Below are 18,704 nucleotides of genomic sequence, written 5' to 3'. Positions count from 1 at the left end.
CCGATGACGCCAACATCAGCGGTTAGATTGCAAATTTTCATATGCAACTAAATTTATAGATAAATATACAAAATAATTTTATCTATGACACGTTGGCAAATACTAACTTTAGTGATCCTGTTGCCGCTGTTCGTCCACAGCGGCGAAGACCATCACCATTCAGATCATAAACAGCAGTCTTATCAAGCGATGAGATTGGTTGAACCCATCCCAGAACAAACTCAATTTAACCGTGATATTGCCAAAATTGGCTGGACGCTATTCCGTGACCCTAATCTTTCTTCTAACCGCGCCATCAGTTGCGAGAGTTGCCATGATCTGCAAACCAATGGCGCACAATACACTCCAGTCTCAACCGGCGTAAATGGTAAAGGAATTCGCAACTCCATTACGGTATTTAACTCGTCTTTTAACTATCGCTTTTTATGGGATGGCAGTGCCAATAGTTTAGAGGAACAAGTGAATGGACCTGTCACCAATCCAGTTGAAATGGACTCTAGCTGGACAAAAATTGAGGACTATGTACAGCGCTCTACGCGGTATCAGACTCTATTTGCCGATGTTCAAGATTTTGACATTAACCAAGAAAACATACGTTTCGCTCTCGCTGAGTTCATGCGCGGCTTACAAACGCCCAATGCTCGCTTTGATCAATACTTACATGGAGATGAATCTGCGCTAACTAACATGGAAAAACGCGGATGGCAAACCTTTCAACAAGTAGGCTGTGTTCAATGTCATCAAGGGCAAAATATTGGTGGCAACATGATTCAAAAATTTGGCTACTTCACCAACCTCAATCACTCTGAGGACACCGGCAGACATTTAGTCACCGAAAATACGCTCGATAAGTATTACTTTCGCGTCGCCAGTTTACGCAATGTCGCCAATACTCCCCCCTACTTTCACGACGGACGGACACCAACCCTTGCTCAAGCGATTCAGATTATGGCCCAAGGACAGCTCGGCATCACCATGGATGCGCAATCAATCACTGAAATAGAAGCCTTCCTCAAAACACTCAGCGCACCAAGGCCAAAGATTTTGCAGGAGTTTGAAAATGAATAGAGTCAAAATTTTCAGCCTACTACTCGCGATTGGTTCAACCACCCTATTTGCCCTCGCTTACATGAGCTTTCAAAATAGTCGCAACATCGAACAAATCTCTATTGATACTACGGATATTGGGCATGAATTACTTGGCCTGAGAGATCAAATCCTCAATTATCAACCTGAGCAAGACCGCTTACATTACACCTTTACCGACCGCATTATCGACATAGAAAAAGAAGCCCAATTATTACCACAAACCCTCAAGGCCATGCTTTGGTTCCCTATCGACGCCTCATTTGAGACGACTCAGGAAAATATCAACGCGTTCGAACAACAGCTCTATCATACAACCGGTATGCTCGACATGCTGATAGGCGTGCAAGTCGCCAGAAAATACGCCCTGATATCGTTAGACGCTTTGTTCAAAAAAACCATTGCTGCCCAAACACACCGTGACAATCATTGGTACTTTCTTGATTTTGTAAACAATAACCTCTCTGGGGAGCATATTGCTCACCCCCAAATTCAGCAGTTTACTCAGCAATTAAAGCTTATCGACGGTCGCCAAGAGGCTCTGTATCGGGATCTACTGAGTGAACATAATCACCACTTTATTGAAGAGTCGGAAATTACCCTAAGAAACTTAGCTAACCTCAAACTCAGCCATGCTTTGTACTATTGTGTTGCCGCTGTCGGGGTTTTAATTGGTTTAATTGCCTTTCAAGGCTATCAACGCTTTATCCACCTACAAAAAATCAACCAAGAAATGAAGATGGCTTCTGAGAAAGCGCTCAAAGCAGCCAAAGCCAAATCGCAATTTCTTGCCACGATGAGTCATGAGCTCAGAACGCCAATGAATGGCGTACTCGGTATTGCACAAATCATTAATGGAGAAACCCAAGAAGCTGCAACCAAAAACAATATCAAGGTGATCCTCGAATCAGGTCAGCACCTGTTGACGATTTTGAATGACATTCTCGATTACTCAAAAATTGAAGAAAATAAACTCGTGCTTGAGTCTGCCAGTTTTGGATTAAACCAAGTGATCGATCCGGTGGTCAGCGCTATTTCTCCACTTGCAGAAGAAAAAAACCTCCCGCTAAATATCGACAATCGTATCCCTGCGCACACGCACTTTATTGGCGATTGTGCCCGCTTGAGACAAATCCTATTTAATCTTGCCGGTAATGCGATCAAATTTACTGAAAAAGGCCATGTCACATTGGAATTTTCCTTAACCTCTGAGGAACCTCAACAGTTACAGATCGCGGTCATTGATACCGGTATTGGTATTGATGAACATAAACACGAAACCATCTTTCTATCGTTTGAACAGGCCGATTCTTCAACGACTCGCCAGTTTGGTGGTAGCGGCCTTGGTCTCGCGATCGTGAAAAAGATGACTGAACTCATGCACGGTGAGCTCACACTAACCAGCCGCCTAGGCCAAGGTAGCCGCTTTCAAATTACTCTGCCATTAGCCATCGACCAGCAACGCACCCAACAGCATAGCCAACGTCAACAAGAGTGCGTGCAAGTCAATCAAGTAGCGGTAAATCAGAAATCACTCAAAATTTTGTTGGCGGATGACAATCGAGTGAACGCCATTGTTGCCAAAGGATTTTGTTCTAAACTAGGCCACCACGTTGATACTGCGGAAAATGGGCGTATCGCGATCGAAATGGCAGAGCGAAACAATTATGACCTGATTTTGATGGACAACCATATGCCGGAGATGAATGGCATCGAGGCAACTCGCTATCTCAGAGAGAAGTTGAAACTAAAAACGCTGATCTTCGCTTACACTGCGGATGTATTCCGAGAAGCGCATGATGATTTTATTGCTGCAGGCGCAGACCACGTACTCACTAAGCCGCTGCAAAAAGAGAGTTTTCATGATGCCTTAGTCAACTTCAATCATCGCATCGAGCAACATCATCAACCCAGTAATGTGGTGCAACTGCATCGGGAAAACTTAGAGAAACTACGTCTAACAGAAGAAGAATTGACGAACAGTGCGATGCTGGAAGAGCTCAAAATTGACCCTAGCGTCTACAGCGAGTTAGTCACTTCGCTGATCAATGATTTTGAAAGCTACATTGACCAACTGATTGCGGCCTTTAGTGTCAGAAATAAACAAGAACTACACGAAACCCTCCACGCATTAAAAGGCGTCGCGTTCAACTTACAGTTGGACAATCTTGGCAACCTAACACAAAAAATCGAACATGAAGTTCGAGCGGGTAATATTCCTGACGTCGAGCAATTTCAACAACTGGTCAACCTACTTACCGTCAATGTCCATCAAGCAAATCGGTTGCTGGATCAACCAACGAATGAACAGTCTTTGACTCGCAAAGCCTGATGCACGATGCCTTACCACCCTCTAAAGGTGCACAACTATAGATTTTATAGTGTGGGATAGGTAAAGTAGCGCCCAAAGTAATACTTGAGATTTCAGTCATGATTAAAGACGAAAGAATTATCGATACCCTAGAAGAATTAGAAGCATTTTTGCACGCGATTGATAGCGGTATTCTAGGCCTACAAAATGTTGCTGGCGTAGCGCTGGCGACACAAAACTCAACCGGTCGCCACTTTGTTGCCGTACTTGATGACAAGCACCAACTTGTACTGGGTCGTTGGGTCTCTGAAGAAGTATTTAAAAACGGCCAAGACCTTGTGCGCAAAGGCCCAAATACCACGCATTAATCTTCAAATGTAACCGCTAAACAATATACCCAAGTGATTTCAAGCAATGGAATTTCGATCCCTGTCATCGTTTGAAGATGTGGGAACAACTTGGGTATAGGTGGTTACTGTATCACTGCGACTTTTCTATCCAGTTCAAAAACCCCTGTTTTACTCTCTCCAATAAAAACACAAATGTGTTACCGTATCGATTTACGCTATTCAAAGGATGATTTGGCTTGAAAAGATGCTCTGCGCTGGTGCTTAGCGCCTTACTATTAATTGGCTGTGAATCAAATGCAGCGCTTGCTCCAAAAGTAGCAAGTTATCATTCAGGACTTGATGCCTCCTCACCACTGGCGGAGTTTTTCCAACCACCAGCAAACACGCCGACCCATTATTCCGGTTTTTACCCACTTGGAACAGGACATGATGCGCTGCTAACACGCTTGGCTTTGATTGAATCAGCATCCACGTCTCTGGATTTGCAGTACTACATCTTTCGTGATGATGAAACCAGCCAGCTAATCATTTGGCGTATTTTTGAGGCAGCAGAACGAGGCGTCAAAGTACGCTTGTTGTTAGATGATATGCAAAGTCGTAAAGACAGTACCATTGCCTATCTAAATGGCCATCCTAATATCGAAATCCGTCTCTTTAACCCACATCAACATCGTTATCTACGTATGCTCTCTTGGATTACCGATGGCGACCGACTGAATCGTCGTATGCACAATAAGTCGCTGACAGCCGATGGTGTCGCCACTATCGTTGGCGGGCGAAATATCGGTAACGAATATTTTTCATTTCAATCTGATGTTGAGTTTGGTGACTTTGATTTGCTGATCCATGGTCCCGTCGTTGAACAAACTCAAGTTCAGTTTGACCATTATTGGAATAGCGATTTTGCCATCCCCATGGCACAAATCCACCAAAGCGAGCGCGCCTTAAACCAACAAGATATTGAAAAGTGGCGCAAAGAATCAAAAATTGAGCACAAGTTTACCAGTGATCAATACAGCTTTGAGTCATTACCACTCTATCAACACATCATTGATAACCAATTGGCACTCAATTGGGGCGAAGGCGTCTTACTCTACGATTTACCGGAAAAAATCGACAATGGGCAAAGTCAGTTGATTGATGGCTTGGCGCAACTTCTGGCTGATGTTCAAAATACTGCCATCATCGTTTCGCCGTATTTTGTACCCACTGAAACAGGTACCCAAGCACTCACCAAAGCCGCAAAAAGTGGCAAAAAAATCATCATATTGACCAACTCTCTCGCTTCAAATGATGTATTTGCTGTGCATGGCTGGTACGCGAAATACCGTGAAGAACTTCTCGAGGGTGGCGTCGAATTATGGGAAATGAAAGCCAAAGCCAAGATTGAGCATCAATGGAGTGTCACGGGCAGCAGTCGCTCAAGTTTGCACGCTAAAGTGATGCTATTGGATAGCCGCAAGATGTTTGTTGGCTCGATGAATATGGACCCACGTTCAGCTGAGCTCAATACTGAAATGGCAGTGATATTTGAGCATCCAGAGTATGTCGCAGAAGCTGAGCAGGGCTTATTGGAACTGCTAAAAACCAGTGCCTACAAACTTGAAATCAAAGATGGTGATCTGATTTGGCATGACTACCAAAACAATCAAGTGCTGGATAGTGAACCGGATGCTGGATGGCTGCTACGCAGTGGTGCGTGGCTAAGCGGCCTATTGCCTATTGAGAGTTTTCTATAACAATCAAAACCGACCGTTTAGGGATGCCCCTCGGTCGGTTTCTACATCTACTGTTGCACAATTAGCTCTTCATACCCATCTGAATGGCACTTGAAGGACAAGCGACTTTGCATTGTCCACAACCACTACAACTCTCTTTATCAATCGTTATCCCTCTCGGGCTCAAGACAATGGCTTGATGAGGACAACTTTCTACACATTCTTGGCAACTGGCACCCATTTGACGAATGCACATGCCCGACATCGTCGCCAGCGCCCCGGTATGCTGGGTCGAAGCCGCTAACGCTAACGTTGAACACGCTCGCTGACATTCCCCACACTCGGTGCAGCTATTGGAATCTAGCGCCAGCTCAGGCAATCCGCTCACGAGTGTGATTACACGTTGCGGGCAAGCTGAAACGCACAGACCGCATTGATTGCACAGCCTTTTTAACGTTGCTTCATCCGCCGCGGTGGGTGGGCGTGGCACCGGTCGACAAACCATGCGCTCACTTTGTTGCATCGATTTATTCACGCCAGACCAAAAGCCACGAAACAGACCTCGACGACTGCATTGCTGCATGTTGAGTTGAGCTTGGTAATAACGCTGATCTTTATCTCGCATACAAGGTCTTGCCCTACTCGATTATCGGTACAACTTCACCAACTTATATTTTGCATCCACCAATTGAGCTAACTGCTCGAGGGTACCTTCTGCTAAATAGCTGATACCTTGATAAAATGGTGTTTGCGCCGCTTCACGCATCGTCAGGCAAAAGCGTGGTGCCCATGGCAATACATGCTCGGTCAGAAACGTTTGTAATGCCTGCAAGCTATCGTTGTGACTCACTTCTACCACTTGTGCATCTAATGCCGTATCCGTAAGGTAAGCGATAAAAGAAAAAATAATACCAATATGGTCTTCTGGCTCGCGCTCACCCGTGTCAATGGCAATGCCATGTGCTTGATAAAAGTCACGAATGGCTAACGTTGATTCACCACAAGTGATTTGCTCTTCCGTCAGATACACCGAGCCCCAAGGAGCAGCCGTTAGTGCATTTGGACCAACAAACAATTGAGCATAATCACGACCTAGTGCCGCTAACTCAGGCTCAGCCTTTAAGAGTTCTAGTCCTCGATTGACTTTGTCATTACTCAATTCAACCGGCCATTCATCAAACAACGCATCTTGATATAGCGCGTCGATAAACTCTGAGTTCGCAGCTTGATGCAAGGCACGGTATAGAAAGTGACTCGCAATCGTTAGGCCTGCAAGATTGGAATAATGTGTTTCGTTCATAGGACTTAAATCATGTAAATAAACAAAAAGAATCTGGGGTTAAGTGATTAACCCCAGATTGCGAGATTACATACCTGCGCTAGCGCTAATGTATGAATCGTAGAAGAACGCGCGACCAGCAAGTTCAGCCAGAACAACAAAGATAAATGCGAACAATGCACTGCCTTTGTTTAGGCTTTCACCACGTAGCGCTTGAATCGCCAGCAATAGAACACCCATCACCATCAAACCAATACGTGCCACTGTGAATAACTCACCGTGTGCGATCGCAAATGGATTAAGGTAAGCGTTCAACTGACCTAGCCACACTGCGTAGGCAGCAAAACCAACTAGTGATAGCGTCATCGTCATTAGCGCAAGTAGCGCCAAGCTGCGGTCTGCATGCACTTGAGTCGTGCCAAGTTGCGGTGCTAATACTCGCAGTACTAACGCTGCCGCAACAGGGCCAACCACACCCGCTGTCATCAAAAATTGGAACGTAGTCCAATGAGAGTTCCAGCTTAGAACTGTTGGTAGGCGGTAAACGTTAACAATCGCCAACACAAATACCACACCGAGCACCATTGCCACTGGCAACACCAATTTTTGTAGCATTGGTTGAATGTTAAGTACGCGCATCGCCGTGTAAGTAAACGCCGCACCACCAAATAGTGATAGCGCAACAATTTCCATACTTAGCGGTGATAGGTGCGCAAGACCGAACATAACGTTAAACATACGCAGTGGCTGACCAAGGTGAGTCACTGATGCAAGAGCACCAAGACCAAGTAACGCAAGGCTTGCCATAAACGCAATATTCATCGCTTTACGTTCAGGCTTGAAGCATAGCTCCACCAAACCCAATGCGATAAACATACCGACTGCTGATTGTGCTAGTACGGTAAAGAAAACCAGTGATAACTCGCTCATAGCGACACCTCCGTTGGGTTTTGGATGCTACCTGTTGTATCGCCTGAAGGACGAGAGTTACGACAAGTAGTGATGATCACGTTTGGCGACGTTAAACGTGGGTCTGGCAGTGGTGCCACATCGTTCTTGGTGCCGTATTGCTTACGTAGTTCATCAATTGGACCAAAATCCAATGCACGCAGTGGGCAAGATTCTACACACACTGGCTTGCGACCTTCTGCCACGCGCTCGTAACAGCCGTCACACTTAGTCATGTGTTTTTTCTCTGGGTGGTATTGAGGTGCGCCGTAAGGACAAGCCATACCACAGTATTGGCAGCCTACACACACATCTTTATCAACCACAACCAAACCATCTTCGCTGCGCTTATGCATCGCACCTGTTGGACATGCTTTCACACACGCAGGGTTTGAACAGTGGTTACATGAGATTGACATGTAGTAAGCAAATACGTTTTGGCTTACTGTGCCGTCTTCATTTTCTACCCAGTCACCACCAGCGTATTCGTATACGCGACGCCAGTTAACACCCACTGGAAGATCGCTGCGGTCTTTACATGAAACTTGGCATGTTTTACAACCAGTACACTTACTGGTATCTACGTGAAATCCGTATTGAGTCATTTTCTATCTCTCGCTTAAGCCTTAGCTACTTCAACCAGAATGGTGTGTTGAGGGTTACCCTTCGACAATGGGGTATTCTTTTGCGAGGTTAGTGTGTTCACACAACCACCCAAGTCGATACCGTTTTTGTCTGGGTTATACCAAGCGCCTTGGCCTAGTGCAGTTACGCCTGGCATGATGCGAGGAGTCACTTTGATCGCCACACGGATTTCACCACGGTCGTTGAATACGCGCACGTAATCGCCACTTTGCAGACCACGTTTTTTCGCATCAATTGGGTTCATCCAAATACCGTCAAACACTACTTCACGTAGCCATGGAATGTTGTGGTAGGTTGAGTGTGCGGCCTTTGGTGTGGTAACCAAATAGCTGTAGTGGGAACTGCTCAGTTTTCGGGTCTAGATGGCTTTCCCAAGTCGTCACGTATTGTGGGATTGGGGTGATCACTTCGTCTTCTGCCAAAACCCACTCTTTTGCGATGGTTTCTAGCTTAGTTGAGTAGATCTCAATCTTGCCTGATGGTGTGCCTAGCGCATGTTTTTCTGGATCGTTACGGAAATCTTCCAGTGCCACACGTCCCTCCATTGGCGCCGCCAATGTGTAAGGACCATTTTTACGTAGATCTTCTAGCGTTGGCAGTTTTGGATCTTTTGCACGCGCGCCGTTGTATAGGAACTCAAGCCATTGATCACGAGTACGACCTTCTGTAAACGCCTCTTTCACGCCAAGACGCTCAGACAGACCCACACACATATCGTAAGCACAACGCGTTTCGTATAGCGGTTCAATTGCACGCACTAGAGGGAATACGCCGCCTAGTGAGCCTGAAGAGTAACCATCTGAGCTGACTTCGTTGTTTTCGATTGTCGTCACGTCAGGTAGCAGAAGATCCGCAAAACGAGCCGATGCCGTCATGTGGTTATCGCACACTACGATGAACTCTGCTTTGCTCTCATCTTCAATCAATTTACGGTGTTTGTTGATGTCAGCATGCTGGTTCATGATCATGTTGCCTGAGTAGCTCAACAGGAACTTGATCGGCGTACGTAGACGTTCACCACCTTGAATACCGTCTGTTTTGTCAGTCATTTCATGGTGACGGAAAATCGCATCGCTCCACTTAAAGAACGGAACTTTTACCGCAATCGGGTTAGTACCCACTGGAATACGTGGCGATGGGTAGCTCCAGTTCGCAGGCATATCACCGGTGTTCGTGCCTTTACGACCAATGTGACCCGTTAGGATTGGTAACATAACGATCGCACGAGAAGTTTGCTCACCGTTAGCTTGACGCTGAATACCTGTACCTTGAGTGATGAAACACGCTTTCGCCGTACCGATTTCACGCGCAAGTTGTTCAATTTGATCCACAGGAATGCCAGTGATTTGTGAAGCCCACGCAGGAGTCTTCTCAATACCATCCGGACCTTGGCCTAGAATATGCGCTTTGTAGTGGCCGTTCTTTGGTGCAGACGCTGGCAGCGTTTTTTCATCATAGCCTTGGCAGTATTTATCCAGGAACGCTTGGTCAACCAAGTTTTCTTTGATCAATACGTGTGCAATACCTTCCACTAATGCCGCATCCGTACCTGGGCGAATAGGCAGCCACAAATCTTCTTTGCCTAGCATGGTATCGGTGTAACGCGGGTCGATAATGATAGTGCGTACGTTGTTCTTACGTTGTGCGTTGATATGCTCGTGAATTTCACCGCCGCCACTCATACGAGTTTCCGCTGGGTTGTAACCGAACATCACCAATAAATCTGAGTTTTCAATCTCAGTGGTGTAACTACCGTAAGCAGATGGTTTTGTTGAGCCGTAAGTAAATGGCAGTGCAAACTGAATTTGGCCCCAGCTGTAGTTACCGTAGTAATCTAGGAAACCACCTACAAGGTTGAATAGACGCTTAAAGCAATCTTTACCATCGGTGCGGTAGCCCTGAGTACCAGAACCGTAGGTAATGAAAATCGCATCGTTGCCGTACTCTTTGATGGTGTATTGCAGTTTCTCTGCCATCAAATCAAGTGCTTCATCCCAGCTAATACGTTCAAACTGACCTTCGCCACGTTTGCCAACACGCTTCATTGGGTATTTCAAACGATCTGGATTGTAAACACGGTGCTTAATTGAACGGCCACGCAAACAAGCACGGATTTGGTGGTTACCAAAACCTTGGTCATCACCACGGTTGTCTGACTCAATTTGTGTGATCACACCATTTTTAGTGTGTACTTGCAGCGCACAGCGGCTACCACAGTTCACCATACATGCCGACCAAACCGTGTTGGTTTGCGCTGTTTCTTCAGCTGCCGATTTAGCCACTGCTTTTAATGGTAACGCTGCTGTTAGGGCACTACCACCGCTAACGGCTGCACCCCACTTCATGAAGCTACGACGCTTCATCGGTGTTAGTACCGCTTTATCAATCCAGTTTTTCATTTTTTCTCACATCGCTTGTGCGATTCATTGCTTATTTTTATGTTTCACGTTGAATATCCTCGTAAGGAAAATCAGCGTGTTTTGTGACAATAAATGACGTTATTTACGTGCTAGCCACTTTTGAGGTGAAGAAATATAAATGAATGTGAACCAATGAAATAGAAATTTATGGGGAAAAGTGGTGCCACAAAAACCAGAATCTAAGTTTTCATGATTTAAATCAAAATACACACTGAGTTTTCGCGTTGATTTGGTGATTTATGAGCAATTTGAAACCAATGTGTCAGTGGTTTGGGGCATTTTGAGAAGCTTTAAGGATGGAAGAGCTAAAAATGTTAACAGTGAAATAAAGCTTGCTATGGGAGCGCGATATTGTCGTTAAAACGGACAACTCATCATTATTTTTGTGACGAGTTGTGAACAAATGAAAGGATAGCGTAAGCAAAATGTTCCACACCCTTCATGCTAAATTGCATTGTTTGTATCAGTGAAGAGTGTGGAGAAGGAAAGCAAAAGAACTAGAGCTTAACAATACCGAGTGTGACTTTAATGCTACCGACGACCGTCGAGCCGCCTAAATCTTTGGTCAGACGCAACAGCGTTTTGTGAAAACCTTCATTAGGGAATGCGGCTTCCACTCGACGAATTTGCTCTTTACTTAGCCCTTTACGCACATTACCCATTGAAGCATCGATCCAATCCGCCTTACGGCACGCTTCGATCACTTTTTGATGCGGCCCTTTGTATGGCGAGATCTTATGATGCCAATGAATCGCACCGCGTAGTGCATCGGGATCCAATCCCCATTGATGGGTTTGGTTATCCGCCAGAGCAATGGCTTCTGAAGGTTCAAGATAAGCGAGCTCTTTATCCGTCCATAATCCCAAATCGTGATAAACAAACGCGGTTTCAACCAATTGTTCGTACTGCTCATCATTGTCTAGAAAATACATCGCATACGTAATGTTGCGATAGACATGATTGCGATAGCCCATGTAATCATTGCCAATCACATCACGATATTTCGCAAACAACATCTCTACCCTAGGTCGGTCAGTTTTAATTATTATTTCAGCCATAAATTCACTCCTGTTACTACTCAATAAGTTAGTCTGCCTTAGATACAAAAGTAAAGTGTGCTTAGCGGTTATTACTCAAACTCGTCACCGATACGAAATTTGGCAATAGACCTTCGAATTATTTGATGGTGTTGAACGAAATTGCGTCGTTATTTTCGATGATTGCACAGCTTAGACTGATCGCAATCAATGAAAGGAGAACGGTTATGATCACATTACGTAAAGCAGAACATCGAGGGCATTTGGATTTTGGCTGGCTCAATACCAAGCACAGTTTCTCGTTTGGTAGTTACTATGACCCAGAGCATATGGGGTTCTCCGCTTTGCGCGTCATTAACGATGATATTATTCAACCAAATACCGGTTTTGATACGCATGGTCATCGCGATATGGAAATCATTACCTACATTATTCAAGGTGCGATTCGACATCAAGATAGCGAAGGTAACGTGGAGATCTTACCCGCTGGCGAATTTCAGTTAATGTCTGCCGGAAAAGGGATTTATCATAGCGAATACAACGCATCAGATAGTGAGCCGCTACAGTTACTGCAAATCTGGATTGAACCGAACACCCGTGGTGGTAAGCCGAGCTACCAACAGAAAAACTTTGGCCAAGAATTTGGGTTAACCACCATTGCTACACCAGACGGTGAAAATGGCGCTCTGCAGATCAAACAAGATGCCACGTTACGTCAATTGATCCTTGCTCCCAACCAAAGCCTTGAGTTTGACATTCCACTCAATCGGAACATGTATGTACAACAAGTTCAAAGTGAGTTGCTTGTCGATGGCATCACCATAAGTGCAGGAGATGGTGCAAAAGTAGAGCATCAAACCCAACTGAAACTCCATAACCCGAGCACTACAAACAGTACTGCCCTAATTTTTGAGTTACCATAGGTGAGTTGAGTTTATTCCAGTTAAAGTAACTGCATAATGGCTTCTGATGCTGCCTCAAGTGGGTCAACAATCGCGATGCGAAAGTGGTGCGCATAGTAACGACTGTACTCTAGGCTAGATAATCCAGTGCAAAGTAGCATCACTGCATCACACCCTTCTCTTTGCAGGCGAAGAATGTTGTCAGTAACCTTATCTAGGTTATCTTCCAGAGTATTGGTATCTATCACGTCCGTCGGTTGTCGATACGTGACTTCACATTGATAGGATTTTGCTAAGTCGCTAATACTTTCTGGTTGATATGGCTCTATACCAATGCCACCGAGATGCTCACCAATACTAAATGCTTGCGTAAAACAAGACTCCCCAGCACCAACGACAGGAATATCTAACGAACGCTTTAGCTCTCTTACTGCTGGGTCTGAAGTGCAGCTAATAATCATGCCATCCACTTTATCTTGATTGGCATGAGCCAATGCCACCACTTTAGGCACGGCACAAGCGAGGGTTTCTGCGCTATTGATCCCTTGTGGTTGATCATCAATACAAAAGCTCACCACTCGACATCCAGTGTATGAACTGACAAGCTGCTCTTGAATCGCTAGAAATTCTTTAGACTGTCCCGAAAGGACGCGAATCAAACCAATGGTTTTATTCTTCATTGCTGCCTCTTAGAAAGCCAGTGTGAGAAAATAAGACACCAAGTCCATTTGGTGCCTTATTGAGGGATGACTATCGATATAAATCTGGACGGCGATCTTTTAAGTAAGGGATCTCTTGGCGAAAGGCTTTAACTTGCGTTAAATCCAACTCGACTAATTGATGCCCTACTTGCTGATCCATTTGCGCGATGACCGTTCCACGAGGATCACAAGCGTAGCTATGACCAAATAGGTTTAAACCTTCAAAATCCATTGCTGCGTTGATACCCACCACAAAAAAGTTGTTTTCCAACGCGCGCTGACGAAGATTTAAATCCCACATATCTTTATCTTGAATACGCCAAGCCGCTGGCACGATGAGGAGCTCCACACCATCTTTGCATAGCGTACGAGCCGCTTCAGGGAAGCCAATGTCATAGCAAATTAATAAGCCAATGCGGCCGAACTTGGTATCAATCGCTTCAATACGGTTACCCGCACAAAAATATGAGGCTTCAAGTGCCCAAAGATGTGACTTAGCGTAGCTAGTCACTAACACACCTTGATCGTCAAATAACAATGCACTGTTTAATGCCACACCTGGCATTGACGTTGGCTCGACTATCGGGCAAACAATATAAGCTTCGAGCTCTTTCGCTAACGCTGAAAATCGCTCAACCGTAGATTTGTACCACTGCTCGCCTAAGGTAATCGTGTCATGTGCTAAATACTGTAAGTGGTAGCCAGTATTGAAAAGCTCAGGAAGGCACAAAAAGTTCGCGCCTTTCTCAGCCGCGGCACGGCATTGTGCGATAGCCAATTCAATGTTTTGCTCGACCTCGCCAGGCTTACCGCCCGGCTGGATCATGGCTAACTGAAGTTTTGTCGTCATTCTATACTCCAAGTCATGCTCTTATTACTGAGGCTGTACTTTTGCGACTTCAAGACGTGACATCACCAACCAATAAGCGATACCCGAAACCAAGATCGCATTCACTGGCGGTAAACCAAAACCGTATTTATTGGAAAGCATCGATACTGCAAAGCCCAACACCCAAGCGCCGACTGCAAACCAGTTGAAGCCTTCACGTTGAACAAACTTCTTACCTTGGATCAGGTAATATTCTGCCCACATAACCCCAGCGACTGCAGGCACGGCGATACTCAGTACCGACAAGAACATTTGGAACTTAAAGATCAAACCTGATGCTGCTAAAGCGGTACCAATTAAACCTGCAACCAAGGTAAGCGTTGAGCGATTCACATCTGGGAAGATATTTTTCAGCGCCAAACCACCAGAATAGGCATTGCTCAAGTTAGTCGACCAAGCCGCTAGGAGTAGAACTAAGAATGCCCCCCACCCCATGCCTAAATCAGCCATTACAGCGGTGATGTCCCAGGTTGGTGAGTTTATCGCCATAATGCCGGCAGAAAGCTGTTGAATAAATGAGATAAAACCAATGCCAACAATCGCGATGATCGCCACATCTTTCACGTTACGGGTATAGCGTAAATAATCTGGTGAAATAACCGCACCAACGATCACCACACCCACCACTAAATTGATACCGTCTAACATCGAAATCGCATTTTCAGCCAATGGTTGGTAATCACTAATGGCAATGCTGTTGTCTACGGACATCGCTTTGTACAAACCGTAGATCATCAGCAAAATCAAAGGTGGTAATGCAAAAGCGTTAAATTTTGCCATTAGCGAGAAGCCGTATACAGCCACAACCATCATCAACAGGCCAAGTACAATAGTGGCAAAAGTCAGGTTTACGGATGGGAAAATTTGTTGAATAGAGAGGCCCGCAACCCCGGCTTGAATACCAAACCAACCAAAACTGGTAAAACCAAGCAGCAAGGAAATCATCCACACGCCGCCTTTTTTACCAAAAGCACCCGTTGCTAATACGTAAGTGTTCAGACCTTCACGAGCCGCAATATTGCCTTGAATAGTGGCAACCACGATCAAAATAAGGTTACCAATAATCGCCGCAGTCACTAACCCAGAAACACTCATACCTGCGATAAGTGCGCCGCCAACCATCAACTCACTTAGCGCAATATTACAGCCCAAGAAGTTAATTAATGGCGCTTTCCAGCCGATACGTTGGTCCATGGGGACCGGGTTGTTAATGAGATTTTCATTCTCTTTCATAGTTTATTCCTTTTAACTAGATTTGAATTCATCTAAGCCGCACACATCAACTTTGAAGATGCTGCATACTGCCGTATAAATTACGGAAGATTTCGACTTGCTCAGTACAGAAGAACTTACAATTACCAGCGCTCATCTGTTTCGCAGTTTCAACACATACTGAAGCGGCCAGAGCAATATCGGTCGCATGGCTTGCACCCGTTGCGCATCCCGGAACAGCAACCGCTGCGGTAATCGCCAAGCCAACAACCGGACATTGCGCAGCGACGGCTGGCTGTAAAATACTGTTAATGTGATACAAACCATTGCCGTATGGCGTAATGTCTAGCATTGAGAGTGGAAATGTCACCGCAGGTTGACCGGTACAAGTCTCGACGATACGCACCATGTCCTCTGCCACATGCAAAATCACACCCTGCATAACCGTTGGTGAAATCGCGATACCTTTATGGTTGATAATGCGGTTCCCCTTGGTTGTATCAACAGAGATAATCGCATCGCATGCCGGATCGACCTCATGTTGATTCATTTCGACCATTGACACTGGAGAGTCCATAAAGTCGACCGGTTTGTGAGGGAATGTCGGTGCATCAGGGCAAATATGCGTGGTAATGATCACATCTGACTGAATGCGATCACCACGTTGGAACATTTCCGCCAACTTCATTGCTGTCGCAATGGCAGCAACTGCGCCATCTGCATCAGATACCAATCCAACATGAGTCGGTCTTGCACCAATACCACCTAAGCGACCAATCACACCTAACGTCGGTGATTGACCACCGCTTAACTTGCCATTAAGCCCTGGAATAACGATGCGAACGAAATCCGTTTTACCTTTTTTGCCATGAATCGTGCTTACCGTGCAGTCCACTCCTTCATATTGAGCGAAGTAATTCTTAATGACTGTGCCGTCTACATTTGGACAATCTAACAAGTCCAATGTGGTTAATGTTTGTTTTAAAATCATAATGATTACTCAACCCAATACGTGTCTTTGACTTGGACACCAACTCTACGTGCAACACCAAGCAGTGCCTGCTCTGCACTCACTAATACATCTGTTTCTAACTGATCTTGTGGATAGGACAAACAAAGTCCCACCACATCGCCTGTCATAGGGTGGCGAACGTTCGTCGCCAACGTGCCCACGCCAGTGATAAATTCACCCTCTGTTTTGATACATCGGCTGGAATCCGCCATTTTGATTTGCGCGGCAATTTGAAATGCGTCGTACTCGGCATAATGCTCGGTCAATACGTCAAGTACGACGGCTTTGTCCATTCGTGACAAAATGGCACGGCCTACCGCGGTTTGCGCGGCACAAACGCGGCAACCAACAGGAGAGACAAATTGAGGTTGAAGACGATTGCCAGAATAAGAGCGAGTCACAATCACGCTGTGACCTGATAACACCGAAATGTATCCCGCTAAACCCGTCTCACGTGACAAGTTGCCCATTAATTCCGATGCGATGTCAATTAAATTACTGGAGAGGACATTGGTCGCCGATGCGATGATTAAATTGCCTAGCACAAACTTGCCTTGCTTATCGCGTTCCAGAAAACCCGACGCAACAAGATTTGCCAACAAACGTGACAAAGTACTCTTTGGTAACTTGGTGTAAGTGAGCAACTCAGAATATGAGAATCCGTTATAGCTTCCAGGAATTTGATACTGAGCAATAACGAGGGCGACCTTGTCTAACATACCGTTGTTCCGTTATATGGAACTCCCTGTTCCATTTCTATAACGAATAATTAATCGAATACGATTTGTTCGGTCAACGCGCAAATAGTCACCAATTCTCACCAAGCAAGAAAACTTTTTCTGAAACAATTGAATCCGTGGGTAAATCCACAAAATGGAAAGGCGACTTGATTCGATCTGACCATATAACGAGCAGAAGAGAACGCAATAATGACAATTAACGTCAAATGGAACACTGAGTGCCAATTCAAGATCACGACGAATAAAGGATTTGAACTCAATGTCGATGCCAACAATCAAGCAGCGCCTTGCCCAACCGAACTGTTATTGTCTGCACTAGGTTCGTGCAGCGCGACGGATGTGGTATTGCAATTACAACAGCAAGGTTATGCCATTCAAAGCTTGCAAAATGAAGTCAGCTATACTCTGACCGATGAAGAACCACGTTTGTACAAAACCGCGAACCTGCATTTTTCAGTTAAGGCGCCAAATATGACAGAAGCGGTCATTATTGAGGCGGCGAATCAAGCCATCGAAAAATACTGCCACGTATGCCTCATGCTATCACCAACAATTGAAATTAGTGTTTCCGCCACAGTCCTACTCAATTAAGCTATATACTCAGGTGGTTACAGTATTGGATATTGGATTGAAAGGAATTTAGCCGTGTTATGGATCTTGTTTAAATATGGGGTGACAGCCGCGCTCGTAGTGCTGATTTCAGAAGTGGCTAAACGCAGTGACCGATTAGGCGCATTAGTTGCTGCCTTGCCAACGGTCACCATATTAGCGTTGATCTGGATGTACATTGAAGGGCAAGGTCACGAGAAACTCGCCAACCATGCGTTTTATACCTTTTGGTTTGTGGTACCAACCCTGCCCATGTTTCTGCTGTTTCCTTATTTGCTGAGCAAGTATTCCTTTTGGCTGACACTGCTGATTAGCTGTGTCGTCTCCATAACCTGCTTTGCCATTACCAACCTTGTTGCGAAACACTTTGGGGTCAGCTTACTGTAACCGACTATTCACGGTTAATTCGCTAAGCCTGATACAGCTCCAGCGGCAGATCATCTGGGTCTTTGAAAAAAGTAAATGGTTTTCCGGTGAGTTCATCAATACGAATGGGTTCAACCTCAACGCCCTGCGACTGCAGATATTTGACGGACTCCTCAACAGATTGCACCACAAAAGCAAGATGCCTCAATCCTTGCGCTTCAGGTCCGCTCACTCTTTTGGGAGCATTCGGGAAGGAAAACAACTCAATTTGATTACCATTGGGCATGGCAAGATCCAGCTTGTAAGATTGTCTTTGCTCTCGGTAAGTCTCAGCAATCACTTTTAAGCCCAGAACTTGGGTGTAAAATCGTTTTGACTCTGCATAATCTGAACAAATGATGGCCACATGATGAATGCCCTCTAAAATCACAACGTCGCTCCTTAGATTTAAACGAGGACATTACAACGTATTGTTTTAG

The 18,704-nt window shown here is 45.3% G+C and carries 18 protein-coding genes and 1 pseudogene; 7 read left to right on the top strand and 12 right to left on the bottom strand.

Features of this window, described 5'->3' with window-relative positions; translation table 11 throughout:
* The first annotated feature begins 189 nt into the window (after window positions 1-189).
* The 4 genes from Vt282_RS05095 (at window position 190) to Vt282_RS05080 (ending at window position 5,486) form a co-directional block, all read left to right on the top strand.
* Entirely contained in the window at window positions 190-1,068 is an 879-nt protein-coding gene (locus Vt282_RS05095; protein ID WP_232055150.1) for a cytochrome-c peroxidase, read from the top strand.
* A complete protein-coding gene (locus Vt282_RS05090; protein WP_162062728.1) occupies window positions 1,061-3,418 on the top strand; it encodes a hybrid sensor histidine kinase/response regulator in 2,358 nt (785 codons plus the stop codon). The genes Vt282_RS05095 and Vt282_RS05090 overlap by 8 nt, the downstream gene beginning before the upstream one ends.
* A 98-nt stretch (window positions 3,419-3,516) precedes the next feature.
* Complete coding sequence (locus Vt282_RS05085; protein WP_162046656.1) at window positions 3,517-3,765, top strand: hypothetical protein; 249 nt, start codon at window positions 3,517-3,519, stop codon at window positions 3,763-3,765.
* A gap of 218 nt (window positions 3,766-3,983) precedes the next feature.
* Window positions 3,984-5,486 (top strand): phospholipase D family protein, encoded by a 1,503-nt coding sequence (locus tag Vt282_RS05080; RefSeq protein WP_162062727.1) that lies wholly within the window; start codon window positions 3,984-3,986, stop codon window positions 5,484-5,486.
* A gap of 61 nt (window positions 5,487-5,547) precedes the next feature.
* Here Vt282_RS05080 and Vt282_RS05075 read toward each other — a convergent pair whose 3' ends face one another.
* From Vt282_RS05075 to Vt282_RS05050, 6 genes and pseudogenes are all read right to left on the bottom strand, one after another.
* Entirely contained in the window at window positions 5,548-6,090 is a 543-nt protein-coding gene (locus tag Vt282_RS05075) for a 4Fe-4S binding protein (protein ID WP_162062726.1), read from the bottom strand.
* A 21-nt stretch (window positions 6,091-6,111) separates the two neighbouring features.
* Window positions 6,112-6,765 carry a TorD/DmsD family molecular chaperone gene (locus Vt282_RS05070; protein WP_162046659.1) on the bottom strand — a complete coding sequence of 218 codons (654 nt, stop codon included), beginning with the start codon at window positions 6,763-6,765 and terminating at the stop codon, window positions 6,112-6,114.
* Window positions 6,766-6,831: 66 nt separating this feature from the next.
* A complete protein-coding gene (locus tag Vt282_RS05065) occupies window positions 6,832-7,674 on the bottom strand; it encodes a dimethyl sulfoxide reductase anchor subunit family protein (protein ID WP_162062725.1) in 843 nt (280 codons plus the stop codon).
* A complete protein-coding gene (locus Vt282_RS05060) occupies window positions 7,671-8,297 on the bottom strand; it encodes a DMSO/selenate family reductase complex B subunit (protein WP_162062724.1) in 627 nt (208 codons plus the stop codon). Before Vt282_RS05060 ends, Vt282_RS05065 begins: the two co-directional genes overlap by 4 nt.
* A gap of 14 nt (window positions 8,298-8,311) precedes the next feature.
* Window positions 8,312-10,736, bottom strand: a pseudogene (locus tag Vt282_RS05055) (DMSO/selenate family reductase complex A subunit).
* 518 nt (window positions 10,737-11,254) lie between these two features.
* Entirely contained in the window at window positions 11,255-11,815 is a 561-nt protein-coding gene (locus Vt282_RS05050) for a phosphohydrolase (RefSeq protein ID WP_162062723.1), read from the bottom strand.
* A gap of 206 nt (window positions 11,816-12,021) precedes the next feature.
* On the opposite strand from Vt282_RS05050, the gene Vt282_RS05045 reads away from it, so the two are divergent.
* On the top strand, window positions 12,022-12,717 hold the full coding sequence (locus tag Vt282_RS05045; protein WP_162062722.1) for a pirin family protein: 696 nt from the start codon (window positions 12,022-12,024) through the stop codon (window positions 12,715-12,717).
* 20 nt (window positions 12,718-12,737) lie between these two features.
* Here Vt282_RS05045 and Vt282_RS05040 read toward each other — a convergent pair whose 3' ends face one another.
* The 5 genes from Vt282_RS05040 to Vt282_RS05020 form a co-directional block, all read right to left on the bottom strand.
* On the bottom strand, window positions 12,738-13,376 hold the full coding sequence (locus Vt282_RS05040) for an aspartate/glutamate racemase family protein (RefSeq protein WP_162046664.1): 639 nt from the start codon (window positions 13,374-13,376) through the stop codon (window positions 12,738-12,740).
* A gap of 70 nt (window positions 13,377-13,446) precedes the next feature.
* Window positions 13,447-14,247: a nitrilase-related carbon-nitrogen hydrolase gene (locus Vt282_RS05035; protein ID WP_162062721.1), complete on the bottom strand. Its 801-nt coding sequence runs from the start codon at window positions 14,245-14,247 to the stop codon at window positions 13,447-13,449.
* 24 nt (window positions 14,248-14,271) lie between these two features.
* Window positions 14,272-15,519, bottom strand: coding sequence for a cytosine permease (locus tag Vt282_RS05030; RefSeq protein WP_162062720.1), 1,248 nt, complete (start codon window positions 15,517-15,519; stop codon window positions 14,272-14,274).
* 46 nt (window positions 15,520-15,565) lie between these two features.
* Window positions 15,566-16,489 carry a DUF1177 domain-containing protein gene (locus Vt282_RS05025; protein WP_162046667.1) on the bottom strand — a complete coding sequence of 308 codons (924 nt, stop codon included), beginning with the start codon at window positions 16,487-16,489 and terminating at the stop codon, window positions 15,566-15,568.
* A gap of 5 nt (window positions 16,490-16,494) precedes the next feature.
* Window positions 16,495-17,229: an IclR family transcriptional regulator gene (locus Vt282_RS05020; RefSeq protein ID WP_162062719.1), complete on the bottom strand. Its 735-nt coding sequence runs from the start codon at window positions 17,227-17,229 to the stop codon at window positions 16,495-16,497.
* Between the two features lie 210 nt (window positions 17,230-17,439).
* Between Vt282_RS05020 and Vt282_RS05015 the strand changes: the two genes are divergently transcribed.
* Together Vt282_RS05015 and Vt282_RS05010 are read left to right on the top strand one after the other, a co-directional pair.
* Window positions 17,440-17,841 carry an OsmC family protein gene (locus tag Vt282_RS05015; protein ID WP_162062718.1) on the top strand — a complete coding sequence of 134 codons (402 nt, stop codon included), beginning with the start codon at window positions 17,440-17,442 and terminating at the stop codon, window positions 17,839-17,841.
* A gap of 54 nt (window positions 17,842-17,895) precedes the next feature.
* Window positions 17,896-18,246: a DUF3147 family protein gene (locus Vt282_RS05010; RefSeq protein ID WP_162046670.1), complete on the top strand. Its 351-nt coding sequence runs from the start codon at window positions 17,896-17,898 to the stop codon at window positions 18,244-18,246.
* A gap of 22 nt (window positions 18,247-18,268) precedes the next feature.
* Here Vt282_RS05010 and gloA2 read toward each other — a convergent pair whose 3' ends face one another.
* Complete coding sequence (gloA2, locus tag Vt282_RS05005; RefSeq protein ID WP_162063681.1) at window positions 18,269-18,652, bottom strand: SMU1112c/YaeR family gloxylase I-like metalloprotein; 384 nt, start codon at window positions 18,650-18,652, stop codon at window positions 18,269-18,271.
* Window positions 18,653-18,704 lie beyond the last annotated feature (52 nt).

The organism is Vibrio taketomensis, from assembly GCF_009938165.1.
GTDB lineage: Bacteria > Pseudomonadota > Gammaproteobacteria > Enterobacterales > Vibrionaceae > Vibrio > Vibrio taketomensis.
This window is presented reverse-complemented; position numbering and strand designations above follow the sequence as displayed.

Coding starts and splice junctions, on each gene's coding strand:
- Vt282_RS05095 (WP_232055150.1), top strand. CDS start 190: ATGAGATTGGTTGAACCCATCCCAGAACAAACTCAATTTAACCGTGAT.
- Vt282_RS05090 (WP_162062728.1), top strand. CDS start 1,061: ATGAATAGAGTCAAAATTTTCAGCCTACTACTCGCGATTGGTTCAACC.
- Vt282_RS05085 (WP_162046656.1), top strand. CDS start 3,517: ATGATTAAAGACGAAAGAATTATCGATACCCTAGAAGAATTAGAAGCA.
- Vt282_RS05075 (WP_162062726.1), bottom strand. CDS start 6,090: ATGCGAGATAAAGATCAGCGTTATTACCAAGCTCAACTCAACATGCAG.
- Vt282_RS05070 (WP_162046659.1), bottom strand. CDS start 6,765: ATGAACGAAACACATTATTCCAATCTTGCAGGCCTAACGATTGCGAGT.
- Vt282_RS05065 (WP_162062725.1), bottom strand. CDS start 7,674: ATGAGCGAGTTATCACTGGTTTTCTTTACCGTACTAGCACAATCAGCA.
- Vt282_RS05060 (WP_162062724.1), bottom strand. CDS start 8,297: ATGACTCAATACGGATTTCACGTAGATACCAGTAAGTGTACTGGTTGT.
- Vt282_RS05050 (WP_162062723.1), bottom strand. CDS start 11,815: ATGGCTGAAATAATAATTAAAACTGACCGACCTAGGGTAGAGATGTTG.
- Vt282_RS05045 (WP_162062722.1), top strand. CDS start 12,022: ATGATCACATTACGTAAAGCAGAACATCGAGGGCATTTGGATTTTGGC.
- Vt282_RS05040 (WP_162046664.1), bottom strand. CDS start 13,376: ATGAAGAATAAAACCATTGGTTTGATTCGCGTCCTTTCGGGACAGTCT.
- Vt282_RS05035 (WP_162062721.1), bottom strand. CDS start 14,247: ATGACGACAAAACTTCAGTTAGCCATGATCCAGCCGGGCGGTAAGCCT.
- Vt282_RS05030 (WP_162062720.1), bottom strand. CDS start 15,519: ATGAAAGAGAATGAAAATCTCATTAACAACCCGGTCCCCATGGACCAA.
- Vt282_RS05025 (WP_162046667.1), bottom strand. CDS start 16,489: ATGATTTTAAAACAAACATTAACCACATTGGACTTGTTAGATTGTCCA.
- Vt282_RS05020 (WP_162062719.1), bottom strand. CDS start 17,229: ATGTTAGACAAGGTCGCCCTCGTTATTGCTCAGTATCAAATTCCTGGA.
- Vt282_RS05015 (WP_162062718.1), top strand. CDS start 17,440: ATGACAATTAACGTCAAATGGAACACTGAGTGCCAATTCAAGATCACG.